Origin of the sequence: Streptomyces agglomeratus (assembly GCF_001746415.1) — a bacterium.
Classification (GTDB): domain Bacteria; phylum Actinomycetota; class Actinomycetes; order Streptomycetales; family Streptomycetaceae; genus Streptomyces; species Streptomyces agglomeratus.
Map to the genome: position 1 here is coordinate 1 of NZ_MEHJ01000001.1, position 19,402 is coordinate 19,402.

Sequence of the window (19,402 nt, forward strand, 5' to 3'; positions counted from 1 at the left end):
CTTCCCCAACACCACGGACGTGCACGAGCTGGTGGAATGGACCAGGGGCCTGGACAAAGTCACCGTGTACGCCACGTACGCCAGCCTCGGGCTCGGCACGCTCGAGCGGCGCACGCGGCGGCTTGAGGGCTTGGGACCTGATCGTCGTGGACGAGGCGCACCGGACGTCGGGCCGGATCGGCAAGCCGTGGGCGGTCGTGCACGACAACCAGAAGATCCCCTCCCTGCGCCGGCTGTACATGACCGCCACCCCCCGGCTGTGGCAACTCGCAGACGACGAGACCAGGGGCAGGGTGGCGCGCCGGGTGAGCTGGTCGCGAGCATGGACGACGACCCCGAGGGCCCTTCGGCAGCAGAGCGTTCACCTTGACGCTCTCGCAGGCCATCGACCGGGGAATCTGCGCCCCCTACCAAGTCGTATGCGTGGACGTCACCGACACCCAGCTCCAAGCCGCGCAGCTCCTGGGCGTGGAAGGGCGTTCGGACGAGGTCCGCGGGGCGCGGCTCGCCGCTCTGCAGACCGCGCTGGTGAAAGCGTCCGCCGAGGAAGGATTCCGGCGCACGCTGGTCTTTCACCATGTGGTGAAGGAGGCCGAAGCCTTCGCTGCCGGGCTACCGGATGTCGCCACGCGGCTGCACGATGCCGATCCGGAGCTGTACCCGAAGACGGTCTGGGCCAACTGGCTGTGCGGGGAGCACAAGGCGCTCCACCGCAGGCGGGTTCTCGGGGAGTTCGCCGCCTCGATCGCGACGGACGGCACTGTCGTCGAGAAGGCGTATCTGGGGTCCGTGAGGGTGCTCGGGGAAGGTGTCGATACCAAGAACTGCGACTCCGTGTACTTCGCTGATGTACGCGGTTCCATGCCCGACCTCGTCCAGGCCGTGGGCGGGCGCTGCGCATGCAGCCCGGCGAGGGAAGGTGGCCTCGCTCGTGGTGCCGGTGCTGCTCGGCCGGGCGAGACGGCGGACAGCATGCTGACGTCCAGGGCGTACGGCGGGCTCGCCAAGCTGCTGGAGGCTCTGCGAGCGCACGACGCGCGTGTGGTTGAGCAGCTGGCCGAACAGCAGGCGCAGAGCCGCGTGCGGGGCGTACAGACCCGCAGCCGGCCGAAGAAGGCGAAGCGGCCGGCAGCGACCGGAGCGACCGTGAGCTGTCAGTACCGGCCCGGGCGCTGCTGAAGTTTTCCACGCCGCGCGACCCGCGCAGCTCGCGGCGTTCATCAATCTGCGGTTCTCAGTCCCGAGCACGCGCACTGGCGGCGCGGGTAGAAGCCGCCGTCACCTACGCCCGCCGGCACGGCCACCTGAAGGTGCCGTTCACGTTTCGAGTCCCGGCCGGGCCGCAGGACCAGCCGGGCGAGGAACGCGAGGACGCGGCCGTATGGCCGGCCTCGCTCGCCGGGTACCCGCTGGGGCAATGGGTGGCCGACGCCAGGAGGTTCTACGCCCGCGGCGACATGGACGACAACCGCATCGCGCAGCTGGAGAAGCTCGGCATGATCTGGTCCCACTACGACATCGCATGGGAGGAAGGATTGTCCGCGGCGCGCGGTGGGCCGCCGAACACGGCCACCTCCTCGCCCCACTGGACGCCACCTACCAGGGAGCGGCCGTGGGTATCTGGCTCAAGAACGCACGGGCTGCGGCCCGGAAAGCTGCCGAGGTCGAACGGCGGCGTGCCGAAGGGCTGCCGGTCCAGTCGTCGGCCGGGCGATGCCGCGGAGCGGCGTGAGCAGCTGGAGGAGATCGACCCGTCCTGGTGCCCCGCATGGCCGGTGAATGGCAGCGGTGCTTCCACCTGGTCCGGATGCACCTGGACGCAGGTGAGGCGCTGCCCACCCGGGCGGGCGAGATCCTGCGCCAGGGCGAGGATCTGGGGCGGTGGGTGATGTCGGTGAGGCTCGGGTGGGACCGGCTCACCGGCGTGCAGCAGTGGATGTGCGAACACGTCCTCGGCATCGCACCCGTCAGCGAGGACGAGAAGCCCAAGCGGCGGACCAGCCAGGCACAGAAGTGGGCCATGCACCTCGCCGCCGCCCGGCAGTACTACGAACGCGAAGGACACCTTCAGGTCCCGAGGAAGCACGTCGAGCGGATGGTCGGCGAGGACGGGAACGGTGGTAGTGGCGAGGACCAGGAGGTACGGGAACTCAAGCTGGGGGCCTGGATCGGGAATCAGCGGAGCAGGGCCGCAACGCTGACGCCGAGCGCGTGGAGCAACTGTCCAAGATCGGCATGCGGTGGACATGAGCGATCTGATGTCGCGATCTTGTGAACCCGTCTGGTTTGGATCACAACGGACTCAGGGCAGCGGGCAAATCCCTCGGCTGCCCTTTCACCTCAAGCCTTACGCACTATCGTGGTGGCGCTGCCCAAGGAGGAAGTGACCATGACCACCGCCCCCCGCCCCTCCAGAGGCGTCCCGCCGATGCCCGAGCGCAGCATCGCCGCACTTCGCGCGGCGATCGCCGCGCACGCCCCGCAGCTGCTGGACGACTTCGAAGCCAACTGGCGGACGAAGATCGCCGACACCTACGACATCGGCGCAGCCCCGGCGTTTCTCGCACGCTGGTGGGGCGAGTACGCCCTGGCGCGGGACCCGAGCTCGACCACCACGTGCGCGACCTCGAAGCACGTGCCGCAGAGTGCACGGACCCGGACAAGGCGAAGGACTTGCTGGAAGAGGCGTCACGGATCCACCACAGCGTCCGCAGTCTCGGGCCCGGCGAGTGAGCGAAGAGTTCACCGGCCCGCCCTGGGCCGCGGACTGGACCAAGCTGGCCGCCGAGTACCGCGACGCTCTACCCGCCCGCGTGCGGGACCTCATCAATGACGCGGTCATCGACCTCATCACCTGCCGTCACCCCTACCGCGACGACGGCCTCGACCTCACACAAGTCAGTATCGAGCCCGTCCGCTCCACCGAACCGCGCGGCGCCCACATCTTGTACTTCGACCACGGCCACGGATGGCTGCGGTATACCTTCGTCCACCGCACCGCAGAACCACAGATCATCATCGAAAGCCTCTTCTGGCAGTAACACCAGCCAGCGAAGACAGAAAACGGCCGGACAGCCCCTTGGACGCCGGGGGCGCCACCGGCTGTGCGGGCGACGGCGAACGCCAACACGGGCACGAGGTGCGCCGCGCTTCGTCGCGAACGGGCGCTAGGCGTGTCAGCTTTCCTCGGGCATCGGGCTCCTGTGCCTGGTCGCACCGGCCCTGGACGCCTCACGCACTCTCGGCTCGTGGACCTGTTGCATAGGCCAGCGGCGGCGCGATCGCCCGTACGTCCGCATGCTCTGCCACCCACAGTCCGATGAACAGCGCGGCGGTCGCCTCCAGCAATCCGGCGCGGTCCAGCCCGCCCCCGGCCACCGGCTCACAGCCCATGTCCCGCACCAGCTTGCGTGCCAGTGCGAGTGCCGCCTCGTCGTCCCCGCAGATCGGAACGGTCAGGGGCTGACCGTCGAAGACCGGCGGGGTCATCCGCCACACGTCCTCGTGGCAGAGGTTGAACGCTTTGACGACGTGCACGCCCGGTGCCGCCGCAGCCAGCCGGCGCGCCGCCGAGGGGCCGCCTTCTGTCAGCAGCCGGAAGCCGGGCCCGACCGGATTGGCGCAGTCGACCAGGATCTTCCCCTGCAGTGCCGACTGATGCTCCCTGACGATTTCCGCTCCCGCGCCATACGGCAGCGCTGCCAGCACCACCTCGCCGAAGCCGACCGCCGCCTGCAGAGTCCCGTGCCCCGCACCGCCCCGATGCGCGTCGCGAGCCGCTGGGCGTTCTGCTCGTCCCGGCCTCCGACGAACACCTCGTGCCCGGCCCGCACCCACTGCGTGGCCAGTGCGTCCGCCATGTTCCCCGTTCCCAGAACACCGATCTTCATCGATACGCCCCTCTCCGAATCTGCTCCAACCGCTTTCGGGACGACACTAGGAAACCCGTCAGGCACCATTTGGTACGTGACGACCGATGCCTACCTCGCTGACTGCCGCGCCCGCCTCGCCTTCGACCTCCTGTCCAACACCTGGAACGCCGTGCTGATCTGGGTCCTGCGGGACGGTCCCAAGCGCCCCGGCGAACTACGCGAGCGCATCGGCGGCATCAGTCCCAAGGTCCTGACCGAGACGCTGCGGCGGCTGGAGTTCAACGGGCTGGTGGTACGGAATGCCTATGGCGAAGCGCCGCCTCGTGTGGAGTACGAACTCACCGCTCTGGGGCGGACGTTGCTCGGTCCGATCGACGCGCTTGGCGCGTGGGCCTTCGAGCACGGCGATGAGGTCATGGCCGCCCAGGAATGGGTGGGTGAGCTCCCAGCCCGTGACCTCCTCTGCACGCGTTAGCGCACTTTCATCGGGGTGAGTTCAAGCGCCGCCAGCAGACCAGCGCGCATCCCAGAGTGAGGAACGCTTCGGGGATGTCGTCCCGGACCTCCCAGCGGATCCGCAGGCGGCGGAACCAGTGCAGGTGAGCGAACGCGCGCTCGACAATCCACGTGATTGCGAAGCCCGGAGCCGTGCTCGGTGCCGCGGCGGGCGATCAGCGGCTTCACGCCGAGCCGGCGGACCAGGCATCAGTACCTGTCGTGGTCGTACCCGCGGTCGCCGAGCACGACGTCGGGCGGCGGCGGGGCCGGCCGCGTTCGCCCCGCACGGGCGGCACGGCCTGGAGGAGTGGGATCAGCTGGGTGGCGTCGTTGCGGTTGTCGCCGGTGAGTGTGGCGGCGAGCGGGATGCCGGTGGCGTCGGTAATCAGATGGTGCTTGCTGCCGATTCTGCCCCGGTCGACAGGGCTTCGTCCCGTCTTGGTGCCTTGTAACGCCCGGATGTGGGAGCCGTCGGCCACTGCCAACGCGTCAACCGCTGACTGTCGGCCTTGAGTACGGGCGTTCGCGGTGCTGCGCCTGGAGGCCTCGGCCACGACTGGGGCTGGCGCCCGGACACAGAATTGACCCATGATCTGGACGTCAGAATGCACCATGAGGTGGGTCTCTTGCTGGCATAGATTGATCAGCACAAGGCCCCGGGAGACGCCCGAAGCCGCAGCTCAGCACAGGGAGTACGACTATGAACGCCGCCGACACCCCGCACTGACACCGGTTCTGACTCGCGCCGCTACCGCCGAGACCACGAGTGACCCGAGCAGTGTGATGACGCTGCTGGCCGACTGCGGCACGGATGGCAGCTCGCTCACCAGCTACCGCTCGCAGTTCGCCAAGGGCGCTGTGGGTGCCCCGGCGCACTTTCACACCCGTGCCTCGGAGCTGTTCTTCGTCATCGGCGGCTCTCTTCAGGTGCTTGTCGACGACGAGGTGAAGATCCTGGATGAGGGCGACCTTCTGCTCGTGCCGCCGCGCACTCCGCACGCTTTCGCGGCGGCTCCCGGCGCGGAGGCCGACGTGTTGTTCGTCTTCACGCCCGGCATGCCACGCTTCGACTATCTCCGGCTGCTCGGCCGGGTGATGCGCGGTGAGGCGAGCCCGCAGGAGATAGCGAGTCTTCCGAGCGCTTCGACAACCACTACGTGGACAGCCCGGTATGGCGCGCCGCTCTGGAAGCCGCACACTGAAGGAGGATGTCGCACGTGGTCACTCTGTCTGACGGGCCCCTCACTTGGCCGACGCTCGAGTCGCTGTCAGCCAGCCGGGCGGGAGGTGGCTTGTTGACCCTCACACCGTGTCAGGTGCTGAACTCGGAGACATCATGTTCACCATCGGAGACTTCGCCCGGCACGGCCGCGTATCGGTCCGGATGCTGCGTCACTACGACGCGACCGGCCCACGTCGACCCTGCCACCGGCTACCGCCACTACACGGCCGCCCAGCTGGCCCGTCTCAACCGCGTCATCGCGCTCAAGGAACTGGGGTTCACCCTCCAGCAGGTCCAGGACATCCTGGACGAAAAGGTCACCACCGAGGAACTGCGCGGCATGCTACGGCTGCGGAGGGCCGAGCTGGAGGCCACGATGACCGCGGCGGCGGCGCGGCTGGTCCAGGTCGAGGCGAGGCTCCGGTCGATCGAGAGTGAGGGGCACATGCCCACGAACGATGTCGTTGTGAAGAGCGTCCCTGCGATCCGGGTGGCGGAGCTGACCGCGACTGCCGCGAGCTTCGAGCCGGAGGACATCGGCCCGGTCATCGGGCCGCTCTACGACGAACTGTTCCGGCGCCTGCACACGGCCTGCGTCACGCCTGCGGGGCCCGGTGTCGCCTCCTACAAGGACGCCCCGGAGGGCGGCGGCAGGATCGTCGTCCACGCCGCCGTCCAGGTCGCGGCCCCGCTCCAGGACGGCGCTTCCCGGGTGCTCGACCTGCCGCCCATCGACCGGGCGGCGACCATCGTGCACCGCGGCTCGATGGACACCGTGCTGCCCACGGCCCAGGCCCTGGCCCGCTGGATCGACGCCAACGGATACCAGTCAACCGGATACCCCGGGAGATCAACCTCGAGTGCCCGGAAAACAACGACGACTGGGTGACCGAACTCCAGACGCCGTTGACCAAGCCCTGAGACCCAGCGCCATCGTCCCAGACCGAGGCCCACAGGCTCGAGCGTCACGGCTGTGGCCTCGGCGTGCGGCCCAGACAGCGGCGTCTAGGCGGGGGTTGTGCGTTGGTGTGCCTGCGGGACCGCAGGGTGGTGAGGCCGAAGACCAGTCCGCCTGCAATGAACCAGGGGTTCCAGAGGGTCAGCGTCCAGGCCCATTGCCCCACGCTCACGGAAGTGTCCAGGTGCGTTGTGTTGGTCAGCAGCAGCAGCTCGGTACCGATGCCGCGGACCGACCGGTAGGAGGGCACTGACGGCCCATCCCAGCTGCCTTGCCAGCAGAGCGGGAACGCCCCGGCGCGTGGACCGGGCAAGCAGCCATGCCAGCAAGGCGCCGAGGAGGGCAGAGCGCACCCACGCCCCTCAAAGCCGTCGCACCCGCCGGCAGCCGGCCCCACATGCCCACCGAGGGCCGTCCGCGAGCGCGCCGAGGGAACCCCGGAGCTGCCCGCGTCCTTGACCCGCAGGCCCGCGAGGGGCGCCGAGCGAGCCCAGGAGCCTGGCGGCAATCTCCAGGGAAACGGATCTGCTTGTCGAGTTCGGTGTGGGACGGGCCTGAGGTCGCAGTTCCGGGATCGGCCGGGGTACCGGTGAAGGCGCCGGGTCGCCCGGCCTCCAGACCGCCCAGATCGGGGACTGGCGCTGCCCGCCCTGGCCGAAACCGGTTGAGGCCGCGCGAAGACCCGCACCGACACACAGGGCGGAGTGCTGTTCGCCGTCACCCCCGCACACGCGCACGCCAAGACCACCCAACGTGGCCTCCTCTCGTGTGCGTCTTCAAGAGGCTGAAGGCGAAACGTCGGCGCAGTCACCGGCCCTCTCGCCGCTCACCGCACGCTGCCGCTCATCACGCTGATGGAACCAGAGCCGGTCGCGGAAGTCGGCGTCGACATCACCCGGACGCCTCCAGCCGAAGGCGACACCCCGCACGCCGGCACCACGCCCGCCCTGACCCTCTCCCCACCGATGCCCCCGCCCGACGTCACCATCACCCTGACGGCAGCGCGGCGGCCCGGCCGACGCGCAACCCGGCCCAGCGCCCGTGATCCCCGGCTGAGTCCGCGCCGCCCACCCCGCCCTCCCCCCAACTCCAACCAAGGACATGGGTAGAGCGGCCGCAACGGGGATGTCAGCAAACCGACCACGGCGAAACCGTGTGGTGACCTGCACGGGCAGGGGGACGCTTGTGCGGGGCGCGCAACAGTAGGCGCAACCTGTGGCGCCACATCCAGCGCAACCGATAGGCGCAACCCTTGTCGCAACCTCGTGCTCCTGGTCGGCCGAGGCGTTCCGGTCACGCGGCCTGGACGGCTCGCCGGGCTCGGGTCCTCTGCCGGAGCTCGGAGCGCGCGGCTGGCACCGAGGGGACGGTCTCCCAGGAGGGGGTGCCGCCACAGCCGTACGGACAGGAGCAACAGGCGGCGGCGCGGGGCGGTGGTGTCGCGGGGGCGGGGTGCGGCGAGCGCTTGGTTGGTGGCGTTCCGGGCGGCTTGCGTCTGCGCCAGGTCGTCGGGGAAGTCGGTGACGTCCATACCTGCATTAGATCGCTCGTTCGAATTCGGTGTCACTTCGGGCACGCCCCGACCGAGGCCGTGGACGCTGTCGCGCCGGGTATGGCGGCTTCATGGTCGGGACTGCGGTCGCCCCCACCACGCGAGGCATCCAGCTTGGTGACCTGGCGGTATGGCCTCAGCGGGGACCGTCGTCCACGGTGGGGCGATGAGCGCACTCGGACCCGGTGACATCACTGACGAAACGACGTTAGGTGACATGTGGGGGTGTCTCAGCCCCACGGCGTCTCAGGCGGCGCAGCCGCCGATAGACGAGATGTGACGGGCGTCGCGGCCCCGTGCCGCAGCGGCCGCTCAGAGGTGGCCGTCCAGGAGCTTCCGTACCTCGGCGATGGTCATAGGCCCCGTGCCGTGCGCCACCGCCTCTCCCTCCTTCAGCAGGACGTAGGACGGGGCTCCGGTGATCCCGTATCGCTCGGTTGCGGCCGGACAACGCGTGATGTCGGCGCGGACAGCCGTCAGGCGGCCCGTGTAGTGGTCGGCGATTCCACCCACGACGAGGTCCATCACCCGGCAGGGCTCGATTGCCTTGGGCCATGTCCCGGTGAAGTATGCGAGGACCGGAACTTCGCTCATCCCGAGGATGAAATTGAACTCCGCGTCCTCACGGGGTCGGTGAACCCGCTTCGCCATGGAAACTCCTGACCTCACGTCCGTTGTTCCATCCCCATCATCCCTCGCGCGGTGTGCCAGGCCGGCCCGGTCGGTGGTCCGGTTGACCCTGTCGGAAGGCAGGCACGGGGCCGTCGCAGAAGCACGGTGGTCCCCGGCCCCCGGCCCCTGGTGACCCGGCCTGGCCGCCCCGCCGGTCACCCGGCTGCAGCCCGCCGCGGGCCCGTGGGTCAGCTCGTGCCGGACAGCGCCCTTCCACGACGACATGACAGCCGTTTTCCAAGGCATAGCGGCCCAGACCACCGACCAGATGCTCGATGAGCGGGCCGGTGCGCATCGTCCGCCGGATCCAGTCGAGCCGTATCCGCTACCGCGCTTCTCAAAGACAGCGAAACCCCGACGGGCTTCCCGAGGCCTTGTCCGGTCTTCACATCCCCCTCCGCTGGCTATACCGCTCTTGTCCGGGTCGCATGAGCCAGCTGATGGCACCGAGAACGAGGCACGATTCTTGGACCGCTCGCGGACGCAGTCGTGGACGGTCGAAGTACGCGTCAGCTGACCCGAAGACCGAGCGCCAGCGTCAGTTCAAGGACCCGGTGTGGCGATGCGAGATCCGGAAACAGCTCCCTCAGCTGCGACATCCGGTAGCGGACTGTCTGGGGATGGACGAACAGCTCCGCCGCCACTTCGTCCCGCCTGCCCTGGTGCAGCAGCCACGCCCGCAACGTTTCCTCCAGCCGCCGTGCGGTCGCGACAGGCAAGGTCCGCAACGGTGCGAGGGCTCGGGCACGCAGGTCTGCGAACGCGTCCGCGTCGGCGCTCAGCACCAGCTCGGGCAGGTGGTCCTCGGTGTCGCGAATGTCAGAGGAGAGCAAGCGCGCGCGTACGGCTCGTGCGTACGAGGCGGACGCACGAGTCCAGGGCCGGGCCGGGCCGACCACTGCGGTGCGGTCGGTCAGCTGCCGCAAGAGATGTGATCGGTCGGCATCGGGGACGAGCAGCACACCGGTGGCGTCCGGCAGATCGTCGAGGACGAGGGTGCTCGGGTCGAGCGTGCGGTAGGCAGGCCGGGCCTGGGCGGCGGGCAGCAGGACCGCGGTCAGCGAAACCGGAGGCTGCCACCCGGCCCGTTGCACAGAGGCCAGCAGCACGTCCGGGCTCGCGCCGGCGAGAAGGTCGCGGGCCAGGTGTTCCAGGTGGCGCTCGTGGGCCCTGCCCCGGGCGGCCAGTTCGTCGGCGTGGCCCGCGGCGCTCGCGGCGGAGAGCTCGTCGATGTAGGCGAAGGTCAGCTCGGCGAACTTGGCGACCTCGGCGGCGGGCAGACCTGCGGGTACGGCACCCGCTGCCAGGCATCGCCAGGCCACGCGGGCGCCGACGCGGTAGGCGCTGAGCAGGGCGTCCATCGAACGGCCGTCGCGCACCTCGCCACGGCCCAGCTCGTAGGCTGCGTCACCGGCGTCGCCGCCTGTGGCGTCCCCGGTCGCGAGGTCCAGGTAGTGCCCCAGGGCGGTGCGGACGGCTCGGCGGATGGTGGCGCCCATGTGGCCCGAAAGGGCGTTGGCGTAGGGAGGGACCTCGTCGATGATCGCCTGGACAACCTCGTCGGCGGTGCTCTTCAGCGCGGCCCGAAGTGCGGTGACCGTCGTCTCATCCAGGGCCAGTTCGCTGGCCCTCCGGATTGCATGGCTCACGCTTCTATTCCCTGCGAACAATTCAGCCGACCAGATTTACGTCCTGCGGTCAGGACTTTACGCCTTGAGGCGCAGCAAGCTGGAGTCATGACGAGTACAGCCCTGCGCCGCAGGGCGTGGAAACTGCTGGAGATGGTCACGACGCCGCTGCTGCCGTCGGACTACCTCGACCTGGTCAGCCCGCTGCGTGCGGGCGCCGACCTGCGTGGGCGCATCGAGGCCGTGCACCCCGAGACGGGTGACGCCGCGACCCTGGTGATCAGGCCGGGACGGGGCTGGCGCGGCCACACGGCCGGTCAGTACGTGCGGATCGGGGTCGACGTCGACGGGGTGCGCCTGTGGCGTGCCTACTCCCTCACCTCGCCGACCAACCGCAAGGACGGCCGCGTCACGATCACCGTGAAGGCGATCTTGGACGGCAAGGTCAGCAACCACCTGGTCCGCAGGGCGAAACCGGGCACGCTGATCCAGCTCGACCAGCCGACCGGTGACTTCGTGCTGCCGCAGGCCAAGCCCGCCAAGGTGCTCTACCTGACGGCCGGCAGCGGCATCACGCCCGTGATGGGCATGCTGCGCGACACCGAGTTCGACGACGTCGTCATGGTCCACTGCGCGCCACGGCCGCAAGACGTGATCTTCCGCAGCGAACTGCACGACCTGGTCGCGGACAAGAAGCTGCGGCTCACCGAGGTGCACACCGACACGGACGGCATGCTCGACATCGCCCGTCTCGACGAACTCGTGCCCGACTGGGCCGAGCGCGAGACCTGGGCCTGCGGGCCCGCGGGCCTGCTCGACGCCGCCGAAGAGCACTGGATGGAGCACGGCGCACAAGAGCGCCTGCACACCGAACGCTTCCGCCCCGGCATCGTCGTCGCCGGCGACGGCGGCGGCGGCGAGGTCACGTTCAGCGCCACCGGCAAGAGGGTCGACGCGGACGGCGCCACACCGTTGCTGGACATCGGCGAGGAGGCCGGCGTGCTCATGCCCTCCGGGTGCCGCATGGGCATCTGCTTCGGCTGCGTCACGCCGCTCAAGGCGGGCGCCGTCCGCGACCTGCGCACCGGCGAGATCACCGAGGCCGAGCCGGGCGTCCTCATCCAGACCTGCGTGTCCGCCGCGGCGGGCCCCTGCGACATCGAACGGTAGGAGCACCGTGACCGCCATCGACCCCACCGCCCACCTGAGCGCGGAGCAGATCGAGGAGCTAGGCCGCGAGCTGGACGCGATCCGCGACGAGGTGATCGCCGGCCGCGGCGAGAAAGACGCCGCCTACATCCGTAAGGTCATCTCCACCCAGCGCAAACTCGAGCTGGTCAGCAGGGGCGTGCTGCTGTTCTCGATCTTCCCGCCCGCGTGGCTGCTCGGCACCGCCGGCCTGTCCGTGGCCAAGATCATGGACAACATGGAGATCGGCCACAACATCCTGCACGGCCAGTGGGACTGGATGCGAGACCCGAAGATCCACTCCACCACCTGGGAGTGGGACCACGTCTCGCCGGCCGACCAGTGGAAGCACTCGCACAACGAGCTGCACCACACATACACCAACGTGATCGGCAAGGACAACGACCTCGGCTACGGCATCATGCGCGTCGACGAGGACCAGAAGTGGCACCCGTTCCACCTCGGCCAGCCGCTGTGGAACTTCATCAACGCCTGCTTCTTCGAGTACGGCATCGCAGCGTACGACCTGGAGCTCGGCAAGAACCTGAACAAGCGCCGCCGCAACAACCCGGAGTTCCGCGCGCAGGCCAAGGCCGTGGGCCGCAAGATCCGCAAGCAGGTGCTCAAGGACTACGTGATCCACCCGCTGCTGTCGGGCCCGTCGTTCCTCACCACGCTCGCCGCCACGTTCACCGCGAACCTGGTCCGCAACATCTGGACCCACTCGGTGATCATGTGCGGGCACTTCCCCGAGGGCGTGCAGGTCTTCGAGCGCCACTCGATCAAGGGCGAGACGCGCGGCCAGTGGTACCTGCGCCAGATGATGGGCTCAGCGAACATCAGCGGCAGCAGCGCCATGCACTTCATGACCGGCAACCTCTCGCACCAGATCGAGCACCACCTGTTCCCCGACCTGCCGAGCAACCGGTACGCCGAAGTCGCGGTGAAGGTGCGCGCACTGTTCGAAAAGTACGAGCTGGAGTACGTCACCGGGCCACTGCCCAAGCAGGTGTTCTCCGCATGGCGCAAGGTCTTCCGGCTCTCGCTGCCGAACAAGAAGCCCAAGATCAAGACCCCGGACCGCGAGCAGGAACTCGTCGCGGCCTGATTCCCGGAATTGGTTCAGACTTCCAGCACTACCGGCAGCACCACCGGTTTCGCTGAGATCCGTCGCGGACGGGTAGGCAACCAACCGCGACATCAGACCGCACGACACGGGACCCGGGACAGCCAGTGTCCGGCTGCGCTGCCGGGACGTGCGCCAAAAGCTCAGCACACAGCCCCCGGCAAGGCGTCGCAGTGCGCCGACCTGCCGCGGTCGGGCCGGTAGCCGGGTGCGTACGCGCACTCGGTTCGCCGACGGGCGGGCCGGGTGGAAGGCATCGGCTGTGACACGGGGCAGCGGCGGGCACCTCCCGGACCCGCACCGCCGAGCAGTGCCAGATCACCGTCCGGCGGCTCGTGCGACAAGGCGCCCAGGACGCTCTGCCGATCCCGATGACCGGCCGACCGCTGTCGGCACCGTCCCGCGCGCCCGCCCGGACCGCCTCCAGTTGCCGCTCGGAGCGGTCGGTGCCCCTGGCAGCGCTCCGCCGCAGAAGGCCAGTGCATCGCCGGACCCCAGGGACAGCACCACCTGCCCCCATCAACGACCCGGGCGCAGAGCAGTCACATGATCGGCCGGACAGGTCCTGGTCAGCCTTGTTCACGGCCGTCTGCTGAGCCGGTCGTGAACAGCAGGTGCGCGGCAACTGCGGTGGCCTTGCCTTGATTGAGCGGCAAGGCCACATCCATCCGCGCCTTGAGCAGCCCGTTAGCCGCGCCGGGAAGCCGTAGCGGTACTGCTCCTGAACATCGCCGCACTCCCCGACTCGGGCTGAAGTGGGCATAGGCCCCGCAACGAGCTCTGGAGGCGGCCGGCCCCGTACCGGTCAACCACGATAGGCGCGGTGGGCGCGGTGGTGGGGGTTTCGGCAGGTGCATGTGACGGGGCGGGCTCGCCGGCCGGCTGCAGCGCTACTGCAGTTCCGCCGGTGCTACTGCCCATTCCCTCCGCAGCCAGAGTTCTTCCGCGGACACCACGCGCGGCGTGGTCGGCCATGCGTTCCCGGTCAGGCCCAGAACGCGTCGGTGACGGTGATCTGGGGATCGGCGTGACGACGGATGAGGGTGAAGATGAGCCAGCCCCGGCCGCGCGGCGAGGTCGGCGATGTGCGGGCCGCCCGGACTGGTCGAGGCCAGTGGGCGGACGGTGAGCCAGTGAGGCAGGGACACGTCGGCGTCGATGCCCCGGTAATACGGATCGGACGCTGTGATCAGCTCGGCCCGGGCCGCCAGAAACAGCTGCTTCCCGTCCTCGGGCATGCTCGCGAATTCACGGAGCGCCTCTGCCGTCCAGTCCATCTTCCAGCGCGGGCGTGGGAGCTCATCGCTCACCGGCCGGGCTCCACGGCGGCCGCCTGGCGGCGCAGCCGGCTGTACTCGGCCAGGAGGGCAGCGGACTCCTGGGCGTCCTCGGACTTCGCGGCTCGGGCTTCGAGGTCGCGCAGGTGTCCTTCCAGGTTGGGATCGCGGGCGATGGCGTACTGGGTCCACCACAGGCGCATGAAGGCCGGTACCGGGGTGAGGTTGAAGGCGTCAGCGATCGCGCGGCGCCAGTGCGCCTCGAAGTCGGGCAGCAGATGCGGGGCGTGTTCCTGGATGGCCAGGCGCAGGGCCTGCGGGGTGCGTTCGGGCATGGGCGGCACCGGGCGGGGCCGATCACCGCCGCGGCCGTCGAAGTGGATCGGCTGCGCTGTCATGACGAGAGGACTCCTGGTCTGCCTGGTGTCCGGCCTGGTCAGGCCGCGTCCTGGTCGGCGCCAGAGGCTGTCGGGCGCTGTGCCATGTACTGCTCGAACCATTCGGCGGGCACAAGGTAGGCCAATGTTTTGCCCTTACGCGTGATCGCGGCCGGGGCTGACCTGCATCGTCCACTCTATTTTCGTGTCAGACCCCGGCTCTTCTGCAGTGACCATCACGAAGCGTCCGCATCGTGATCGATGAGGGACATGTCGGATGCCAAGGCGCGGGCGGTGTCGGCAAAGTACTGCTCGTCGGCACCAGGGGCGAGGCCGAGGGTGACACCCTGGCTGAGACCGACGAACAGTGCCCTGAGCGCGGTGGTCAGACGTTGTGCCTGGTACGACGTCACAACACTTGCGTTGTGCGACCTTCCGGTGAACAGCGCGATCAGGTGGTTCTCCTGCGATCGGATGGACGTGGCGAGCTGAGACCCCAGGTCCGGGTCATGCAGGGCCATATCCAGCAAGGTGATCTGGAGCGACAGTCCAGACAGCGCGTCCGGGGCGTCACAACTACGCCGGTAGTACCGGGCAAAGGCGTCGACCGCTTCGAGCAGATCCAGTCCAGCCGGAACCGCCTGCTCGACGTCTTCGTAGTACGGCCGCAGGTAGTCGGCGACCAGGGCGACCACCAGGCCGTTCTTGCTCCCGAACAGTGAGTAGATGGCACCAGTGGTCACGTCAGCGCGTTCGGCGATCTCATCGAGCCTGGCCCGGTACCCGTCTCGGGAAACGATCTGGAACGCAGCGTCCAGCAAGGCGCGGCGGTTACGTTCCTTGGCCTCTGCTCTCGTCATTCTCATAGTTTTATTATTGCCGTAATTTCATTACGAAACCAATCGCGACGAGCTTCAAGGAGGACGCTCATGGCCCAGGTCTCGGCATCGCGGGTGACCCGCCAGACGGTGGGTGCCATCGCCGATGGCGCCTTCAAGGTGTTGCTTGCCGCTGTCTCCATCGCCGGCGCTGCCCCGCTCGGCCGGTTACTCGGAACGCCAGCCTGGCTGATGGTCGTCTCAGGCGTGGCCCTGCTGATCGGCGGCGGCATCGAGATCAGATACACGCGCAGCCGGTCGATGCGCACCTACACGCAGCTCATGATTGCCTACGACAGTGGCTGGGTGTTGGCGGCCCTGACCGGTCTCCTGATGGCGTGGCAGGGCAGCAGAGCCGGGGGTGAAGTCTGGATGGGGTACCAGACAGTCGCCCCCGTCGTGTTCGCCGCCCTGCTGGTCGCCGCTGCCCCTACGCAGGTAACCCCGGACACTCAGCGCGACACCTCAGTTTGAGCGGCCCGCCCCCGTCTCGCTCAAACTGAGGCAACCCAGGTCAGACACTGACTCTGCCTCACCTTGAGCGAGACCGGACACTTGTTGATCACACCCCGAGCACACCAACCACCAGCCGGCGAAGAGATCAGAACTCACGAAACTGAGACAGCATCACCCCTCATGCGATACCCCCACGACATCGATCCCACCTCGATCTCTCACATCCCAGGACAGTGACCCCACAACCCGAAACAGCCACCGACCAGCATCAACACACCAACATCAACTGTCCCTCACACCACCGCCCCGAGACCAAGAGATCGCAACCGGCCGACCAAGTCGCGGTGGCCGTTGCACACCGGGGGCGCCGCAAAGGCGGGGGGCCGTGGTGCAGATGCGCGCGGGATGCGTACTCCTGCCCGCCCATGGCCACTGGCGTTGTTCCGGTGGCCATGGGCGGGGTGAGGTCAGTCGAGGAAGGTGTTGCCCGATTCGGGCAGTTCGTACGAGCCGGTGGCTGTCGGTCCGGTGGACGAGCCGGGCAGGAGGCGACCGCTGGAGGCCGCGGCAACGACGAGGTCCGCCTTGCCGTCGGCGTTGAAGTCGCGCAGGCGCAGGCCCTGGCCGAAGGCCGCGTACTCTTCGGAGCTGCCCATGACGGACTGCGGGATCCAGGAGGAGCGGGACCCGGACAGGCCGCCGGAGCCGCCGCGGAAGAGGTGGACGCCGCCCTGGTCCTCCTGGCCGTCCACGTCCTCGTGGGGAACGCCAACCACGAGATCCGCGTAGCCGTCGCCGTTGGAGTCGGCGGCCGAGACGTCGTAGGCGAAGCCGTCGTAGGCCTCGGGCGTGCCCGAGACTCCTGTGGTGGCCTGGGTGAGCTTCGCCGAGCGGGTACTGCTGGGGCCGGAGGATGCGCCGTACCAGATGTTGACCGCGCCCTTGCCGTTGCTCTCATCGGGCTCGCCGACGGCGATGTCGCCGTAACCGTCCTTGTCGAAGTCTGCGACGGCGGCGTTCAGGCCGTCTTCGTCCTGTCCGGCGGCGAGGGTCTTGGAGGCGCCCGAGGACAGGCCGGTGGAGGTGCCCTTGAGGAACCAGGCGCGGACGTTGTAGTCGGTGCCGGACACCTGCACTCCGAGGACGACCAGGTCCGCCTTGCCGTCGCCGTCGACCCGGCCGGCGGCCAGGCCGGATGAGGACCAGCTGATACCGGCCTTGTCGATCTCGCTGACGCTGCCCGTGGTGCCGGACTTGGTGAAACCACCCCGGTACAGCCACGCCTCGCTGCCCCCGACGACCGCCACGTCCGGGGAGCCGTCCCCCGTGAAGTCGCCCGTGACCAGGTCCCTGCCGAAGTGGCCCTTGGCGCCGCTCTTGGGCGTGATGGCGGTGCCGCCGGCCAGGCCGGACGCGGAACCCCAGAGGACGGTCACCGAGCCGCGGTACTCCTCGTCGCCGACGTGCTCGAAGGGGTTGCCCGCGACGAGGTCCGCATAACCGTCCTTGTTCAGGTCGGCGCCGGCCAGGCTTTCGCCGAACATGTCGTCTTCCTCGCCCGCGCCGGGGACACCCGGGCTGTCCTGGTGGATCACCTGGGTGCGCAAGGGGTCCAGGCCGCGGGCGCTCCCGTAGGTGATCGTGACGGCGCCACCGGACCAGCCGTCCGGTCCCGAGATGCCGGTGTAGGCGTGGCTGTACGCGATGTCCCGGTATCCGTCGCCATTGAAGTCGTCGTAGTGCTTGGCCACCGCGGCGGCCGCCGGGGGCGGGTTGAAGGCGAGCAGACCGGTGGTCAGCGTGACCACGGCGCCTGCCGCCAGGGCGAGACGGACGTGCTGGTACATGCGGGAGACTCCTGCTGCTTGCGGCCGGGCGCGGTGGGCGCCCTTGGCCGATAGATTCATCCGTCCACAAATGGCCCGGACTTGGTGAGGTGTAGCTGGCCTGCGGCGTACGGAAGACCACGGGAAGGGCTTGTGGGTTGTACGAAGCCGCTGAAAAATCTCAAGATTCCTGGGCAGCGGACAACCAACCAGTACCAGATCCTCGAACCGTTGAGGATCGACCACTGCGTTCAGGAACGTGTCCCGGCCGGTCGGGTCGACCTCGATTCGGCACCGGCTGGGGCGGGCGATTGGTGGTGCCGCTGGAAATGGGCGGCTACACCCGCTGCCTCACCCTCGTCCGGCGCGACGACGTGCTGCCCTGCGAGCACTGCACAGTTGGTGTCCTGCCGCAGCGAGAATGGCCTCAGTATGCGGGGCGGGCCACCGCGTCGTCTCAGACGGTGGCCCACCCCGCTCCGCAACAAAGCGGTGATCTACCCTGCGGTGCAGGCCGAGTCCAGGAGCAGGTCCTTGAGAGCGATGGCGACCTCGCGAACGGGCTTGACCGGTGATTCCAGCGGCCTCGAGGTACATCACGGCGGTGACCGCAGCCCTAAGGCCTGTCTGATAATTGATCTTGTGGCAGGTAGAGGTGAGTTGAATGATGCGGCGTGGGAGCGGATAGAGCCCTTGTTGCCGCAGGTGGACGGGCGTGGTCGGCCGTGGCGTGATCACCGGCAGGTGGTCAATGGTGTGCTGTGGCGGTTGCGGACCGGGGCTCCGTGGCGTGACCTGCCGGAGCGGTATGGGCCGTGGCAGACCGTCTACGAGCGATTCGCCCGCTGGGAGGCGGATGGCACGTGGGCAAGGCTGTTGGAGCATGCGCAGGTCCGTGACGACGCGGTGGGCCGGGTGGAGTGGACCGTCGCGGTCGATTCCACGGTCAACCGTGCCCACCAGCACGCCGCCGGCGCACGTAAAAAGGGGCCGCAGACGGGGACGAACTGGAAGATCCGGGCCGCTCGCAGACGCGCCAGGCCCTCGGCCGGTCCCGAGGCGGGCTGACCACCAAGGTCCACCTCGCCGTCGACGGCCGGGGCCTGCCCCTGTCGATCGTGCTCACGCCCGGCAACGTCAACGACGCCACCGCATTCGGTCAGGTCCTGGACGGGATACGCGTTCCGCGAGCCGACACCGGCCGCCCGCGCACGACACCGACCCGAGTCCTGGGCGACAAGGCCTACTCCAGCCGGGCGATCCGGCACCTGCTGCGGCGTCGGGGCATCGCCGTCACGATCCCCGAGCGCCGCGACCAAGCGGCCAACCGCCGGCGCCGAGGGCGCTTCGGCGGCCGGCCGCCCGCCTTCGACAAGGAGATCTACCGCGACCGCAACGTCGTCGAACGATGCTTCGCACGCCTTAAGCAGTTCCGCGCAATCGCGACCAGGTTCGACAAGCTCGCCGACCGCTACCGCGCCGGAGTCGTCCTGGCCTCGCTGATCCTCTGGCTCCGCGAACCCGTCCGTGATCATTTGTCAGACACGGCCTAGCCCCGCTCCACACCTGGACTCCACGAGGCATGGACGCCGCCCTGTACTGGATCAACCACCCCACCAACACCACAACCAGCGCATAGGAACACTCAACGAACGTGATCACCACTCGGGGAAACTGACCACAGTTGACCAACGCTCACTCCACCTGACCAACCGCCAGCTCAACACGCAGCCCATGCCCGCATCTCCTCCATCACCGAGCCGTCGCGACCGGGGCTTGAAGCGCTCCCACCACCAGACACCAAACTGATCAACCCAGGCCAAACCCACGACGTACTGATCAGAAAAACCGCCCCTGGACACCAACGCCTTC

The 19,402-nt window shown here is 68.7% G+C and carries 15 protein-coding genes and 5 pseudogenes; 12 read left to right on the forward strand and 8 right to left on the reverse strand.

Annotated elements, in window-relative coordinates; all coding sequences use genetic code 11:
- Nucleotides 1-366: 366 nt before the first annotated feature.
- The 5 genes and pseudogenes from AS594_RS47745 (at nt 367) to AS594_RS44275 (ending at nt 3,041) form a co-directional block, all read left to right on the forward strand.
- Entirely contained in the window at nt 367-1,179 is an 813-nt protein-coding gene (locus AS594_RS47745) for a DEAD/DEAH box helicase (RefSeq protein ID WP_420877759.1), read from the forward strand.
- A gap of 131 nt (nt 1,180-1,310) precedes the next feature.
- Nucleotides 1,311-1,439: pseudogene (locus tag AS594_RS47750) on the forward strand (hypothetical protein); the annotation flags it as partial.
- 83 nt (nt 1,440-1,522) lie between these two features.
- Nucleotides 1,523-1,732, forward strand: a complete 210-nt coding sequence (locus tag AS594_RS47755) for a helicase associated domain-containing protein (RefSeq protein ID WP_420877914.1) — start codon at nt 1,523-1,525, stop codon at nt 1,730-1,732.
- A 36-nt stretch (nt 1,733-1,768) separates the two neighbouring features.
- On the forward strand, nt 1,769-2,275 hold the full coding sequence (locus tag AS594_RS47760) for a helicase associated domain-containing protein (protein WP_420877760.1): 507 nt from the start codon (nt 1,769-1,771) through the stop codon (nt 2,273-2,275).
- A 454-nt stretch (nt 2,276-2,729) separates the two neighbouring features.
- Nucleotides 2,730-3,041, forward strand: coding sequence for a hypothetical protein (locus tag AS594_RS44275; protein ID WP_069925088.1), 312 nt, complete (start codon nt 2,730-2,732; stop codon nt 3,039-3,041).
- A gap of 190 nt (nt 3,042-3,231) precedes the next feature.
- Here the strand turns inward: AS594_RS44275 and AS594_RS00020 are convergent.
- Nucleotides 3,232-3,890: pseudogene (locus AS594_RS00020) on the reverse strand (NADPH-dependent F420 reductase).
- A 76-nt stretch (nt 3,891-3,966) separates the two neighbouring features.
- Here AS594_RS00020 and AS594_RS00025 point away from each other — a divergent pair.
- Nucleotides 3,967-4,347, forward strand: a complete 381-nt coding sequence (locus AS594_RS00025; protein WP_069933714.1) for a winged helix-turn-helix transcriptional regulator — start codon at nt 3,967-3,969, stop codon at nt 4,345-4,347.
- 7 nt (nt 4,348-4,354) lie between these two features.
- On the opposite strand, the pseudogene AS594_RS45680 reads toward AS594_RS00025, so the two are convergent.
- Nucleotides 4,355-4,864, reverse strand: a pseudogene (locus AS594_RS45680) (IS5 family transposase); the annotation flags it as partial.
- A gap of 229 nt (nt 4,865-5,093) precedes the next feature.
- Here AS594_RS45680 and AS594_RS00035 point away from each other — a divergent pair.
- Nucleotides 5,094-5,572 (forward strand): annotated as a pseudogene (locus AS594_RS00035) (cupin domain-containing protein).
- Between the two features lie 134 nt (nt 5,573-5,706).
- A pseudogene (locus tag AS594_RS00040) lies at nt 5,707-6,513 on the forward strand (MerR family transcriptional regulator).
- Between the two features lie 1,901 nt (nt 6,514-8,414).
- Here the strand turns inward: AS594_RS00040 and AS594_RS00045 are convergent.
- Together AS594_RS00045 and AS594_RS00050 are read right to left on the reverse strand one after the other, a co-directional pair.
- Nucleotides 8,415-8,753 (reverse strand): thioredoxin family protein, encoded by a 339-nt coding sequence (locus AS594_RS00045; protein ID WP_069925093.1) that lies wholly within the window; start codon nt 8,751-8,753, stop codon nt 8,415-8,417.
- A gap of 530 nt (nt 8,754-9,283) precedes the next feature.
- A complete protein-coding gene (locus AS594_RS00050) occupies nt 9,284-10,423 on the reverse strand; it encodes a PucR family transcriptional regulator (protein WP_069933713.1) in 1,140 nt (379 codons plus the stop codon).
- Nucleotides 10,424-10,510: 87 nt separating this feature from the next.
- On the opposite strand from AS594_RS00050, the gene AS594_RS00055 reads away from it, so the two are divergent.
- Nucleotides 10,511-11,572, forward strand: coding sequence for a ferredoxin reductase (locus AS594_RS00055; RefSeq protein ID WP_069933712.1), 1,062 nt, complete (start codon nt 10,511-10,513; stop codon nt 11,570-11,572).
- Nucleotides 11,573-11,579: 7 nt separating this feature from the next.
- Complete coding sequence (locus tag AS594_RS00060) at nt 11,580-12,698, forward strand: fatty acid desaturase family protein (protein ID WP_069925096.1); 1,119 nt, start codon at nt 11,580-11,582, stop codon at nt 12,696-12,698.
- A gap of 908 nt (nt 12,699-13,606) precedes the next feature.
- On the opposite strand, the gene AS594_RS00065 is transcribed toward AS594_RS00060, so the two are convergent.
- The 3 genes from AS594_RS00065 to AS594_RS00075 form a co-directional block, all read right to left on the reverse strand.
- Complete coding sequence (locus AS594_RS00065) at nt 13,607-14,026, reverse strand: hypothetical protein (RefSeq protein WP_240508862.1); 420 nt, start codon at nt 14,024-14,026, stop codon at nt 13,607-13,609.
- Entirely contained in the window at nt 14,023-14,391 is a 369-nt protein-coding gene (locus tag AS594_RS00070; RefSeq protein ID WP_069925097.1) for a DUF6247 family protein, read from the reverse strand. Before AS594_RS00070 ends, AS594_RS00065 begins: the two co-directional genes overlap by 4 nt.
- Nucleotides 14,392-14,606: 215 nt before the next feature.
- On the reverse strand, nt 14,607-15,230 hold the full coding sequence (locus AS594_RS00075; RefSeq protein ID WP_069925098.1) for a TetR/AcrR family transcriptional regulator: 624 nt from the start codon (nt 15,228-15,230) through the stop codon (nt 14,607-14,609).
- Nucleotides 15,231-15,299: 69 nt separating this feature from the next.
- On the opposite strand from AS594_RS00075, the gene AS594_RS00080 reads away from it, so the two are divergent.
- The gene (locus tag AS594_RS00080) at nt 15,300-15,722 is read left to right on the forward strand and encodes a hypothetical protein (protein WP_176741093.1); all 423 of its coding nucleotides are present in this window, start codon (nt 15,300-15,302) and stop codon (nt 15,720-15,722) included.
- 449 nt (nt 15,723-16,171) lie between these two features.
- On the opposite strand, the gene AS594_RS00085 is transcribed toward AS594_RS00080, so the two are convergent.
- On the reverse strand, nt 16,172-17,551 hold the full coding sequence (locus AS594_RS00085) for an FG-GAP and VCBS repeat-containing protein (RefSeq protein WP_079148663.1): 1,380 nt from the start codon (nt 17,549-17,551) through the stop codon (nt 16,172-16,174).
- A 621-nt stretch (nt 17,552-18,172) separates the two neighbouring features.
- Between AS594_RS00085 and AS594_RS40340 the strand changes: the two genes are divergently transcribed.
- A protein-coding gene (locus AS594_RS40340) for an IS5 family transposase (RefSeq protein ID WP_107364778.1) occupies nt 18,173-19,083 on the forward strand; the annotation gives its coding sequence in 2 pieces (ribosomal slippage) (nt 18,173-18,527 and nt 18,527-19,083; 912 coding nt in all).
- Nucleotides 19,084-19,402 lie beyond the last annotated feature (319 nt).